Genomic DNA, 11,674 nt, shown 5'->3' on the forward strand with positions numbered 1-11,674 from the left:
CCCGCGGAGCGGGTCCCCCATCGCTGCGCGATGGGCAAGCGAACCCCCGCGCTGCGCGCGGGTGTTGCGCTCCCGCTCCGCGGGAGCGCTGGCTGCTCGCTGCGCGAGCAGCTCACCCGCCCTGCTTCGCAGGGCGGGTGACGCTCCGTCCGCTGCGCTCCCGGAGCGGCGGGGCCTCCGGCCCCGCGCGGGTGTCCTGCGCTGCGCTCCGGTCACCCGGCGGTGCTCCGCACCGCACAGGCCGCACCGCTGCGCGGTGCGGCTGGCGGGCCTGCGGCCCGAGCAGTAGCAGGAAGGGCGGGGTGGTTACTCTGCATCAGTTGATGTTCCATGTAGCTTTGGGAGAATCAGGCCATCCCCGTGCTTCAAAGTGAATCGCCAGATCCACTCTGGAACCTGCAGGGCCCTCAGGGACTGCGCGCGTGGGGCATGCGCGCAGTCTCGTGTTCCGTCGGAGCGGGCGTACGACCACGCTAAGGGCATGCAGGCCTCCCCCTCATCGCAACTTCCCCCATGCCAGGGCATGCTGACAGTACGTCAGCACATCAGGGCCCGGGGTGATCGAGGAAGAGGAGAGCAGGCGAGGTCGGACAGGACGTGGGGGCCAGCCTCATCAGGCGTCTGCGGAGGGCGGGGGCGGCCTGCCGGGCGCGGGTGACCCAGGGGGCAGCGCCGCAACCGAGTGCCGGCCTTCCCTTGCTTCGCGCGGCGGTCGTTGTCCAGGGGGCGGTCGTCCGGGCCGGCCGGCTCTCCGGCCCACGGTCGAGGTCCCGCTCCTGGGTTGCCGTGGGGCGTAGCCGAGCGGTGGCGTGAGGTATGTGGTCACGGACGAGGTGAGTATCAAGGTGGGCGTAGCGGTGTGGGAGCGGCCGGGCGGCGTGCGTCACGGCCTGTAGATGGCCGTGTAGGGGTGGCGAACAGGGCGTTCTCGGGCACCGGCCGTCTCCATGTGGGCATGCGCTTCAGCCGGAACCAGCTTGCGCTCGCGCCTGCACGGCGGTGCCCGGGCCGGTGAGGAAGCCGGCCCGGGCGGCGGGCCTTGGTGCAGGTCGGTGGTCAGCGGGCGTCGGCGAGGTGCTCGATCTGGTCGGCGAGGCGGTGGTCGGGGTGGTGGAAGGGGGCTTGGGCCAGTTCTTCGACCCTGAGGCGTTCGACGGCCTCACGCAGGGCCGGAGCGGAGTGGGTGGCGCAGTGGATGGGCGTCGGTGTCCTGGTGGGGATGAGGTGGACGCCGGTGTCGAGCACTTGGTGGGCCCAGTGGCCTGCGCCGCGCAATTCGCCGCGCAGGAGGTGGTGGAGGTGGAGACAGTAGGCGGCGGTGGCGTTGCCGGCACCGACGGCGAACTGCCACCACCACAGGGCGCTGTCGGATTCCTGGGCGAAGTTGAGGAGGCAGGCGAAGTAGAGGGCACCATCGGCGTCAGAGGGGACATCGGCGATGCAGGCGAGGCGTTCGGCGGCTTTGCTGCTGTGGATGAGCTCGGCGGACAGCGCGGCCGGTGCCGGCCGCCGGGAAAAGAGAACCGCCATTCCTCCGAGCCACCGTACAGAGAGTCACCGTCGACTCGCTCGCAAGCTGTCGTGCTCCACTCGCAAACTTCGTGCTCCTCTTCGACCCCACCCCGCCCGGCAGCAGCCCGCACCGGACGACGGTGACGGGCCTGGGCCCTCAGCCGCTGCCGCTGCTGACCCTCGCCGCCGACCTCAACCCCAACATCGACCTCACGCGCCTGATCCCGGCATGTCCCGCACGCGGTCCATGGCGGCTTCGGCGACGAGCCGGGCCTCGCGGCCGTGCCGCGGGCGCGGTCGGCCGCGAGTCGGCCCGCCTTGCCGCCGAGCCACCTAATCACTACAGGAACGGGCTGCCTCTGTCCCTGGGCGTCTCCGGCGCGAACATGCACGACAGCCAGGGCCTGAAGCCGCTCGTGCGCGGCATCCCGCCCGTCCGGTCCCGCCGTGGGCCCCGGCGCCGCCAGCGTCCGGCGAAACTGCATGCCGACAAGGGATACGACTACGACCACCTGCGCGGGTGGCTCCGCGCGCGGAGAATCCGCCATCGCATCGCCCGCAAGAACGTCGAGTCCTCGCAACGGCTGGGCCGACATCGCTGGGTGGTGGAGAGGACCGTGTCCTGGCTGGCCGGCAGCCGCCGCCTGCACCGCCACTACGAACGCAAAGCCGAGCACTTCCTCGCGTTCGTTGCCATCGCCGCAACCCTCATCGGGTATCGCCGTCTCAGCAGATGAGCCTGGCCCACTGCGCCGACGCTGACCAGGCCCGCGTTGTCACCGGCAGCCCATAAGGTGCGTTCACCATCCCGAAGGAGGAACTGTCGTGGGATTCTCGGGTCACCTGGTCTTCGCTTGCAGCAACCGCCCCCTGCTGGAAGTTCCCGTCTTCGACAGCCTCGACGAAGAACTCAAGGCAACCGTGTGCACATGGGAGTCACGGTCAGGCGGCTGGCAGACGCTTCAGATCGATTCCGGGACATGGGACGACGCGGACCTGCCCGCCCTGGTTCAGTGGAGCAGCGCATCGGCCTGCATCGCCGACGTCTCCGACAGTTCCCTCGCTCTCGTGACCGGACTGGACACCACCAAACAGCGCTGGCAGGCGTGGCTCAATCTGGACATCGCCGCCAGGCTTCTGGCCGAGGAGCCCGAAGACCTCGAAGATCAACTCCTGTGGCTGGACACACCAGAGTTCCACGAAGCCGTCAGACATAAGCGCGCCGAACTCGACGCCGAGATACCCACCGACGCCGAGGGCGCCGTTGCCTGGGCCGCAGCCGCTGGCGTCCCCCTCACGCCGGAGACAACCAGGATTGAAGAACTGCTTCGCTCACACGAGACCTTCGCAGAAGACCTCTTCAGCACGCTGCTCGACCAGCTGGGCTTTCCCCAGGCCACTCAAGCCCCCACCTGAACCATAAGAAATGACGTCTAAGCACGTTCTACAGGTGAAGAGGCAGTATTTGGGTCATGCACTGTTCGCGCAGTGACACGCAACGGGTGGCGCGCGAAATCCCGCCGTGTCGCCGCTACCGGCGAGCCTTCATGGGCCATTGTCCAGGGCGCCGGTCATCCGGCCTCTGGTAGGAGAACCTGTATTGAGCGAAGTCGGCGAGATGACGTAGCCGATGCCCTGTAGCAGGAGTTACTCGTGCAGTTGTCCGGGTCTGTGAACAGGACGACGTCCGTCTCCCCTGCATCCTGCGCGGCCCTACTCGCCTCGACCGTCACAGAACCACTTCAAGCGCTCTCCCCTTCGCGGAGAGAACCCGCTGCAGGCGCTCGCAGGTGACAGGTCGACAACGACGAAAGGCGGATCAACGCACCGGCTCAGACGTGCCTCGCGCCTGCTCGCGGCTGGCGACCACCAGGTATCCATCGCTGTCGGTGTCGAAGGTGGTGGACTGCACCGTGAGCCCGACACTGCGCAACTGCGCCACGAGGTCCTCATACCGGTAGGGCCAGATGGACAACCGCTCCGAGCAGGCTCGCACTGCCCCATCCGGCTCGATCTGGGCGACCACGATCTCGAGGAAGTGTTCCTGCTCCCAGCGCTGCTCGATCTGCCAGTAGTAGCTGACGATCGCATCGCGGTCGTTGCGGCGGATAAGAGCACATCTCATTTGGCCTGTGTGAGGCTCGCTGCGACGAGTAGGGCAAGCTGGCGCAAGCGTTGGTAGTACCGGGTTCCTGCAGGATCGGTGATCTCAGGGATGACTCGATCTAGGTCTTCGATGCAGCTCTGCAGGATGCGGCAGCGTTCTGGGGCGAGAGTGCCACCGTTGTTCAGCCACGTAAGAACGCAGCCAGCGGTGTCCGCGTCGAGCAACACCATGTCCGTGCCCCCGAACTCGGCACCTCGTAGGCTGGCCGGGAAGGGGGCGTGAAGGTGTTCGTGCCAGAGAGGGGCTGCGTTCTGTACGTGTTCGGATGATCTGCTCACCCGCACCATATTGCTGCAATCGGCGGTGGAACCCGGTGCCCGTTCACGTGGTCAGACGGCGGTAGCAGATGAGGGTGCAGGCGATGCTGGTGAAGGCGAGGAAATGCTCGGCCTTGCGCTCGTAGCGGCGGTGGAGGCGACGGCATCCGGCCAGCCAGGCCATGGTGCGCTCGATGGTCCAGCGGTGCCGCCCCAGCCGGGTGGAGGACTCGATGCCCTTGCGGGCGATGCGGTGCCTGATGCCGCGCCCGCGTAACCATCGCCGCAGGTGGTCATAGTCGTAGCCTTTGTCGCCATGCAGCTTTCCGGGCCTGCGTCGCCGCCGACCGCGGCGGGAGCAGATCGGTGGTATGCCCTTCACCAGCGGGATCAGGGCCTGGCTGTCGTGCAGATTCGCCCCGGAGATTCCGACGGACAGGGGCAGACCGGTTCGCTCGGTGATCAAGTGGATCTTTGAGCCGTACTTGCCCCGGTCGACAGGATTCGGGCCAGTCAGGTCCCCCTTTTCAGGGCTCGCATGTTCACCGAGTCGATCGCGCAGCGGGACCAGTCCAGCTCGCCACGGGATCCTAGTTCGTCGAGGACCAGGCGGTGGAGCTTGGCCCAGACTCTGGCCTTCGTCCACTCAGCAAAACGGCGGTGAGCTGTCGCCCCCGACGGCCCGAACGACGCGGACGGCAACTGCTGCCATGTGCAGCCCGACGTGGCCACGAACACGATCGCCGCCAGGACCTCCCTATCGCCATGCCGGCGCCGACCACCGCCCTGAGGCCGCGAAGGCGCCTCAGGCACCACCCGCTGGAACAGAGCCCACAAGTCATCCGGCACCAGCCGCTCAACGATCCCCACCACGACCGACAGCCTACCGAGACGACCAAATGAGATGACGTCTTAGGCTTCGGTCCCGCCGGGCCGTTCCCGGCCGGGGATAGGGGGATGACCATTCGATGAGCAGTGACACCGGGGGGCCGGATGACCATTCGATGAGCAGTGACACCGGGGGGTTCCAGGCTCTCCAGGAGGGCGATCCTCCCGTCGTGGGCGGCTACCGGCTCGTGGCGCGGCTCGGCGCGGGGGGCATGGGGCGGGTGTACCTGTCGCACACCCAGGGTGGCCGCCCGGTGGCGATCAAGGTGGTGCGGCCGGAGCTGGCCGAAGACCCCGCCTTCCGGCGGCGCTTTCGCCGGGAGGTGGAGGCCGCCCGCCGGGTCATGGGCGCCTACACCGCGGAACTCGTCGACGCCGACACCGACGGCGTACCCCCCTGGCTGGCCACGCTGTACGTGCCCGGGCCGTCCCTCACGGCGGCCGTCGCCCGGCGTGGCCCGCTGCCGGTGTCCGCCGTGCTGTGGCTGATGGCCGGCACGGCCGAGGCCCTCCAGGCCATCCACGGCGTGGGCGTCGTGCACCGGGACCTGAAGCCGTCCAATGTGCTGCTGGCCGCGGACGGGCCGCGCGTCATCGACTTCGGCATCTCCGTCGCCGCCGACCTCTCCTCGCACACCGCCACCGGCTCCACCGTCGGCACGCCTCACTTCATGGCTCCCGAACAGGCGACCGCCGGTGACATCTCCCCGGCCACCGACGTCTTCGCGCTGGCCCAGACGGCCGCCTTCGCGGCGCTGGGCGAGCCGCTGTACGGGGACGGCATGGCGCCGGTCGTGCTGTACCGGATCGTGCACGAACAACCCGACCTGTCCCGGCTGCCGGAGGCGCTGCGCCCGCTGTTCGCGCGCTGCCTGGCGGCCGACCCTCGGGAGCGGGCCACGCCGGCGGAGATTGTCCGGTGGTGCCGGGAGCGGCTGGAGGCGGACGCCGACCCGGGCACGGGACCGGCCCTCTGGAGCGAGGTCACGGGACCCGAGGCGACCGTGCCGGGCCCGGCGCGCACACCCGCCGGTCCGTCGACCGCGGCCGCGACGCTGTCGCTGGGGCCCGCCCGGCGGCAGACGCCCGGTGGACGGAGGGCACTGATCGCGGCCGTGACGACGGGCGCTCTGGTGGTGACGGGTGCGACGTGGTTCGCCGACGACCGGCTCGGCCTCGGTGAGCGGGCCGCGGGCGCCTCCGATCCGACCACCGGGCCGCCGAAGTCCCCCCGCTCGACGGCATCCGGGTCCCGCACCTCGCCCAACGCCGGCCCCTCCGACCGGGCCTCGCAGCCCCTGCCGGGCGCCTCCCCGTCGGGAGCCGTCCTGCTCTCCCCGGTGTGGCTGGACCGGACGAACTCGCTGAGCCTCGACGAGCCGATGCTCCGCTCCGATCTCAAGGGCGACATCCGCCTGGTGTGCGAGAGCGGCGTCGGCTGCACGCTGCAGAGCGTCACCGGCCGGTTCGTGCAGTTGTTCAACGGCAAGGCCGCCTCCCTCGACGTCTGCCGTCACCTCCTCGGCGGCGCCGTTGGCGCCGACTACCGCACATGGTCGCTCGCGGCGGCCGAGGCCGGCACCCAACTGTGCGTCGGTGACGACTCCGGTGGCGTCGGGGCACTCGCGATTCAGGTCAAGCAGACGGCCCTGCCGCAGGAGGCCTTCCTGCAACTGGGCATGACCGTCTGGAGCAAGACCGCCTGAGGACGGCATGCGACGACGGGCGGCGGTCCGGCGCGCGGCAGCCCGGGACCTGGGCCGCCGCCCGTAGTCGATTCGGGCGACGGGCGAGGGCGGTGGCGAAGCGGCGTTGGCCGGCGGCCGGCGGCCGGAGAGAGGGGCAGGTCGCGCCGGCGCCCAGCGGGAGTGCCGGCTACGGGTACGGGTGGGTGCGGGCGGCCCTGACAGAGGCGGCCACCGCCCCGCCTCTCGCCAGCTGCACGACAGCCGTCGGCGCAGTCGCACCGGTCACTCCCGGGGCTGACGGTGGGCCAGGGCATCGGGATCCGCGCCGAGGTCCCGTGCCGGGTCCAGGACCTCGGTTCCAAGGGTGCGGCGGCGGTGTGCGCCCGCCTCGAAGAGGCGGAGGGTGATCTGCGGAGCGCCCGGCGCGAGGAGTTGGACGGGCCGGCCGTCAGGTGAGGGAGCCGGCGGACGCGAAGGCCCTCGGCCAGGACCGGAGTGCTCCGAGCGACCGCTCCCGGTCGGCTCAGAGCAGCTCCGCGCGGGACGCGTCCGGGTCCTCGGACCGGGGCGCACCCTTCCGCACGGACTCCGGACCACGGGCGCGGGCGCCGGCGGCGGGTGCCAGGACAGCGGCCAGGACGACGAAGGCCAGCACCAACGTCATGGCCGGGCGCAGCCCGTAGTGGTCGCCCAGGAACCCGAGGCCGGGCGGGCCCACCAGGAAGGCGACGTACCCGAGGGTGGCCACCAGACTGACCCGAGCGGTCTGGTCGGGGCCCGAGTCCCCCGCCGCAGACAGCGCCACGGGGAAGCCCAGGGAAGCCCCCAGCCCCCAGAACAGGACGGCGCCCGACGCCACGACGACATGGTCGGAGAAGATGACCAGGAGCAGGCCCACGGCTGCGGAGACGGCACTCGTCCGCATCACGGCGGCCCGGCCGAACCGCTCCAGGAAGAACTCCCCGCTGAAGCGCCCCACGGTCATCGCCGCGGCGAACCCCACGTAGACCAGTGAGCCCGCCGTGGCGCCCAGGCCGTGGCCGTCGACCATGAGCAGCGGCAGCCAGTCGTTCGCGGCGCCCTCGGCGAGAGCCATGGCCAGGATGATGGCGCCGATCAGCAGGAGCCCGCGGTCCTTCCACACCGCGGGCGCCTCGCCCCGTCCCGCTCCGGCCCGCGGCGCCCCGCGCATTCCGACTCCGGAGGGGATGCTGCGAAGGGCATGGGGCAGGACTCCCGCAGCGAATAGCGCGGCGGCGGCCAGGTGCCAGTGGACGGGGAACTCCGCGGCCGTCGCGGCCATGCCGAGCAGGCCTCCGATGACGGTACCGAGGCTGAAGCCCCCGTGCAGCAGGGGCAGGACGGCCTTGCCGGTGACGCGCTCCACGTCGGCGCCGTCCACGTTCAGCGCCACCTCACCCGCGCCCATACCGGCGCCGAAGACGCACAGTCCCGCGGCCACCAGGGGCGGCGACGGCACGGTGGTACCGACCCCGATGACCAGCATGCTGAGGGGTATCAGGAGCCCGCCGATCCCGATGACCGGCCTGGTGCCGAGCCTCGCCACGAGACGGCTGGAACACAGCAGACCGCTCATGGAGCCGACGGACAGGCCGAACAGGACCAGCCCCATCTGTCCGGTGGACACTCCCAGTTGGTCCCGGATGTCCGGCGTGCGCGTGATCCAGGACGACATGGCGATGCCGGGCAGGAAGAAGAACAGGAACAGGGCGCGACGCCGCCGGCGTGCAGTGCGATCGGTCAAGGGAAACTCCGCTGAAGTCCTTGAGGGAGGGCCGGAGTACGACCGGACACGGACCTCCGTCCGGGCGTGTACAAATGTACACACTACGATGGTGCCGGTGGAAGCAGAAGGAGAGAGGCGGGCCACGGACATGGCAGGCAGTACCCGCGGACCCAACGACCCGCGGCGGCGCGAGCGAATTCTCGACGCGGCACTCGACGTCATCGCCGAGCACGGCGCCATCAAGGTGACCTACCGCAGGATCGCCGAGGCGGCGGGCGTGCCGCTGGGCTCGCTCACCTACTACTTCGACGACATGCAGTCCCTGCTCACCTCGGCCTTCACCCGCCTCGCCGAATCCGTGTCCTCCCGCTACGGCGCCCTGCTGGAGGCGGCCCGGACGCCCGAGGAGGCACGGGAGGCCGTGGTCGAGATCATCTGCGGCAAGGTCTGGGGCACCGACCGCAATCTGCTGCTGACCTACGAGCTGTACGTCTTCGCCGCGCGTCATCCGGAGGTGCGTGAGGTTGTGCGGTCCTGGATGCGGGCCAGTCGGCAGTCGCTGGCCCGGCACTTCGACCCCCTGACGGCCCGCGCCCTGGACGCGCTGGTCGAGGGCTTCTCCATTCACAACTCCGTCGACACCCGGCCCACCGACCGCGCGGGGGTGGCGGCCGTCGTCGACGCCATCGCCAACCGCCGCGCGCCCGACGACGGCGGGAACACGCCGGCCGGCTGAGTCGCACAGCGCACCGCGCACGGCGCACAGATCCGGTCCCGCCGGCCTCGGACCGCGCCGAGCCCGGCAACCGGCACCGTTCGCCCGCCACAGCCAAGGCGGCGCCCCCCCCACGCGCACCCAGCCCTCGAGGCTGCGAGCGACCGACAGGCAGGAGTCCTTTCCCGTGGTGAACCCGCGATCCCCTCGCGCCGACGACGTCGGGTGCGGGCCCACTTGTCCAGGCGCCAGTTGTTGTGGATGACGCAGAGTGCCGAGTCATCGGGCTGGTGGTCGGCGAGCCAGGCTGTCACCCGACGGAAGCTGGGCGTGTTCCAGGTGCGGGCCTGGGCGTAGCGGCGGGTCCAGCCGTCAACCTGCCGGCGGACGTAGCCGCGGCCTTTGCCGAGGTCGGCCAGGCCTGCGGCAGCGGGGTCGATCTGGTGCAGGTCGGTGAGGGTGTCGACGAAGGCTTCGGACAGTGCACGGGCTCTGGCTGACGGCAGATTCATGCCATGGGGGAGGCTACCGCGGAGGATGAGGCCCGGAACCTTGTCCATGACGTAGAAGTCGGTGCCGATGACTGAGGGGTCCTCGCACAGGGCCCGGACCGTGGGGACCAGGGGATAGAGGGGCTTCAGTGCCTCCTGGACGTGATACTCACGGGCCATGTCGTGCGCGGAAGCGGCCTTCTTACCGGTCGGCGGCCGACGCAGGATCAGTTCCCTGCCCAGATGTGGGTAGTGCAGCAGGTAGGTGAGGTTGGAGGCGCCGCCCGTGAACTGGGTGATGTCGGGCAGGTGGCCGGCAAGGCCGTCGATGCGCTGCGTCAGCCAGCTGTGCATGCGCTCGACGTCGAAGGAGTCCTCGGCGCGGACCGGACTCTGAGGAGCTCGGTTCATCAAGTCACCTGGCCACGAGTCGCAGAGGCAGGTGCCGCATGAGGTATCCCACGGGAACCCGTGGCCAGGCGGGACCCTTCGCGTCAGGCCGCTCGCGCTCGATGGCTTTCGCCATGGACCGTACTCCCTTCTCGGTGGTGGTCATCAGTGGTGAGCTCACCGCGCCCGCGCTGAGGTCCGTGGCGATGGAGCCGGGATGGAGGGTGGTGACCGTGATCGGCGTGCGGGTGGCCACGAGATGGCCGGCACGCTGGCTGATGAGCGCCTTCCTCCTGTCGGTCATGCCGCCCTCCCCTGCTCCAGCTCGTCCTGGGTACGAAGCCGTCTGGTGGTGCGCCGCCACCTCCTGGCGGTCCGTGCGTCGGCCACGCGGGGAAGAAGCCGCTTGAGGCATACAGCGCGACGATGCTCGGAGTGGGCGACGATCAGGAACCGACCTTTCGATACCGCGTCGACGAGCTGTTCGGCCACCTGCTGAGCGGCCAGCCCTCTGTCGCGGACCCTGCGGTCGGCGAGCTCGGCCAGTACGGGATCAGGGCTGTGCAACGCGGCTCTGAGATTGGTGCGGATGGGGCCCGGGCAGACGACGCTGACGTGGACACCGAAGGGTCCCAGCTCGTGGCGGAGCGTCTCGGACAGGGAGATGACAGCCGCCTTGGAGGCGTTGTACGAGGCCATGCCGGGTTCATTGAGCATTCCGGCTGAAGAGGCGACGTTGACGATCTGACCGTTGCCCTGCCGTTTGAACAGGGGAACGAATGTACGGCACCCCTCGGCGACACCCTTGAGGTTGATGTCGAAGATCCAGTTCCAGTCGTCGGCATGGAGGCGCTCGATGCGTCCGGCCGCCATGACTCCGGCGTTGTTGACCAGGATGTCGAGGCCGCCCCAGTGGTCCTCGCACCAGTTCAGAGCGCGCTGCCAGTCGTTGTGGATCCGGACATCGAGCCGGATGAACGATTCGGTGCCGGCGGGAAGTTCGGCCGGCTGGTCGTGGTCCGCCACCAGGACGCGGTTCCCGTCGGCTGCGTACCGCTCCGCCAGGGCGCGGCCGAGACCAGAGGCTCCGCCGGTGATGAGGATGCGCCTGCTCATCCTGCCTCCCGCGTGCGATAGCGGTTCAGTTCGGCTCGCGCCACGACACCGAGGTGGACCTCGTCGGGGCCATCGGCCAGGCGCAGCGCGCGAGCGGCGGCCATCGCGGCGGCAAGCGGAAAGTCGTCGGACAGGCCGGCACCGCCATGGAGTTGGATCGCCATGTCGATCACCTCGCAGGCCATCAGGGGAACGGCGGCCTTGACCTGGGACAGTTCGCTGAGGGCGGCGGCTGTGCCTGCGGTGTCCAGCAGCCATGCGGCGTGCAGGACCTGCAGTCGTGCCTGGCTGATGGCGATCCTGGCCTTCGCCACGCGTTCGCGGTTGCCGCCCAGGTTGCTGAGCGGCTTGCCGAAGGCGGAGCGGGAGACGGCCCGTCGGCAAGCCAGTTCCAGGGCGTTCTCGGCGAGACCGATCAGCCGCATGCAGTGGTGGATGCGGCCCGGCCCGAGCCTGCCCTGGGCGATCTCGAATCCGCGGCCGGGACCGGCGATCACCGCATCCAGGGGAAGCCGGACATCGTGAAAGGACACCTCGCCGTGGCCGTAGGGCTCGTCGAGGTAGCCGTACACCGGCAGCATCCGCTCAATGCGCACACCCGGGGTGTCGAGCGGCACCAGCACCATGGAGTGCCGGGCGTGGCGAGGCGCGTGCAGGTCGGTCAGCCCCATGAAGATGACGAATCGGCAGTCCGGGTGCCCAA

10 protein-coding genes and 2 pseudogenes are annotated in these 11,674 nt (G+C 70.0%); 4 read left to right on the forward strand and 8 right to left on the reverse strand.

The annotated features are described in order from the left end of the window. Positions 1-1,056 precede the first annotated feature (1,056 nt). Positions 1,057-1,530, reverse strand: coding sequence for a hypothetical protein (locus ACZ67M_RS16465; protein ID WP_469851370.1), 474 nt, complete (start codon positions 1,528-1,530; stop codon positions 1,057-1,059). 326 nt (positions 1,531-1,856) lie between these two features. On the opposite strand from ACZ67M_RS16465, the pseudogene ACZ67M_RS16470 reads away from it, so the two are divergent. Both ACZ67M_RS16470 and ACZ67M_RS16475 read left to right on the forward strand, forming a co-directional pair. After that, positions 1,857-2,249 (forward strand): annotated as a pseudogene (locus ACZ67M_RS16470) (IS5 family transposase); the annotation flags it as partial. Between the two features lie 88 nt (positions 2,250-2,337). Continuing rightward, on the forward strand, positions 2,338-2,928 hold the full coding sequence (locus tag ACZ67M_RS16475) for a hypothetical protein (RefSeq protein WP_469851372.1): 591 nt from the start codon (positions 2,338-2,340) through the stop codon (positions 2,926-2,928). A gap of 403 nt (positions 2,929-3,331) precedes the next feature. Here ACZ67M_RS16475 and ACZ67M_RS16480 read toward each other — a convergent pair. Continuing rightward, positions 3,332-3,634, reverse strand: a pseudogene (locus tag ACZ67M_RS16480) (SAM-dependent methyltransferase); the annotation flags it as partial. A 366-nt stretch (positions 3,635-4,000) separates the two neighbouring features. Beyond that, a protein-coding gene (locus ACZ67M_RS16485; RefSeq protein ID WP_469852036.1) for an IS5 family transposase occupies positions 4,001-4,800 on the reverse strand; the annotation gives its coding sequence in 2 pieces (ribosomal slippage) (positions 4,001-4,461 and positions 4,461-4,800; 801 coding nt in all). Between the two features lie 140 nt (positions 4,801-4,940). Here ACZ67M_RS16485 and ACZ67M_RS16490 point away from each other — a divergent pair. After that, positions 4,941-6,530, forward strand: coding sequence for a serine/threonine-protein kinase (locus ACZ67M_RS16490; RefSeq protein WP_469851373.1), 1,590 nt, complete (start codon positions 4,941-4,943; stop codon positions 6,528-6,530). Between the two features lie 505 nt (positions 6,531-7,035). On the opposite strand, the gene ACZ67M_RS16495 is transcribed toward ACZ67M_RS16490, so the two are convergent. Continuing rightward, positions 7,036-8,277 (reverse strand): MFS transporter, encoded by a 1,242-nt coding sequence (locus tag ACZ67M_RS16495; protein WP_469851375.1) that lies wholly within the window; start codon positions 8,275-8,277, stop codon positions 7,036-7,038. 130 nt (positions 8,278-8,407) lie between these two features. On the opposite strand from ACZ67M_RS16495, the gene ACZ67M_RS16500 reads away from it, so the two are divergent. Further along, complete coding sequence (locus ACZ67M_RS16500; protein WP_469851377.1) at positions 8,408-8,995, forward strand: TetR/AcrR family transcriptional regulator; 588 nt, start codon at positions 8,408-8,410, stop codon at positions 8,993-8,995. On the opposite strand, the gene ACZ67M_RS16505 is transcribed toward ACZ67M_RS16500, so the two are convergent. Genes ACZ67M_RS16505 through ACZ67M_RS16520 form a run of 4 tightly spaced genes read right to left on the reverse strand, consistent with a single transcriptional unit; the run spans position 8,884 to position 11,642 of the window. After that, positions 8,884-9,876 carry a phosphotransferase family protein gene (locus ACZ67M_RS16505; protein WP_469851378.1) on the reverse strand — a complete coding sequence of 331 codons (993 nt, stop codon included), beginning with the start codon at positions 9,874-9,876 and terminating at the stop codon, positions 8,884-8,886. The genes ACZ67M_RS16500 and ACZ67M_RS16505 overlap by 112 nt on opposite strands. 4 nt (positions 9,877-9,880) lie before the next feature. Then, positions 9,881-10,159 carry a hypothetical protein gene (locus tag ACZ67M_RS16510; RefSeq protein ID WP_469851380.1) on the reverse strand — a complete coding sequence of 93 codons (279 nt, stop codon included), beginning with the start codon at positions 10,157-10,159 and terminating at the stop codon, positions 9,881-9,883. Further along, positions 10,156-10,971: an SDR family NAD(P)-dependent oxidoreductase gene (locus ACZ67M_RS16515; protein WP_469851382.1), complete on the reverse strand. Its 816-nt coding sequence runs from the start codon at positions 10,969-10,971 to the stop codon at positions 10,156-10,158. Before ACZ67M_RS16515 ends, ACZ67M_RS16510 begins: the two co-directional genes overlap by 4 nt. Next, on the reverse strand, positions 10,968-11,642 hold the full coding sequence (locus tag ACZ67M_RS16520) for an acyl-CoA dehydrogenase family protein (RefSeq protein WP_469851384.1): 675 nt from the start codon (positions 11,640-11,642) through the stop codon (positions 10,968-10,970). Before ACZ67M_RS16520 ends, ACZ67M_RS16515 begins: the two co-directional genes overlap by 4 nt. Positions 11,643-11,674: the final 32 nt, after the last annotated feature.

Source organism: Streptomyces sp. NPDC107500 (assembly GCF_055582785.1).

Coding starts and splice junctions, on each gene's coding strand:
- ACZ67M_RS16465 (WP_469851370.1), bottom strand. CDS start 1,530: ATGGCGGTTCTCTTTTCCCGGCGGCCGGCACCGGCCGCGCTGTCCGCC.
- ACZ67M_RS16490 (WP_469851373.1), top strand. CDS start 4,941: ATGAGCAGTGACACCGGGGGGTTCCAGGCTCTCCAGGAGGGCGATCCT.
- ACZ67M_RS16500 (WP_469851377.1), top strand. CDS start 8,408: ATGGCAGGCAGTACCCGCGGACCCAACGACCCGCGGCGGCGCGAGCGA.
- ACZ67M_RS16505 (WP_469851378.1), bottom strand. CDS start 9,876: ATGAACCGAGCTCCTCAGAGTCCGGTCCGCGCCGAGGACTCCTTCGAC.
- ACZ67M_RS16510 (WP_469851380.1), bottom strand. CDS start 10,159: ATGACCGACAGGAGGAAGGCGCTCATCAGCCAGCGTGCCGGCCATCTC.
- ACZ67M_RS16515 (WP_469851382.1), bottom strand. CDS start 10,971: ATGAGCAGGCGCATCCTCATCACCGGCGGAGCCTCTGGTCTCGGCCGC.
- ACZ67M_RS16520 (WP_469851384.1), bottom strand. CDS start 11,642: ATGGGGCTGACCGACCTGCACGCGCCTCGCCACGCCCGGCACTCCATG.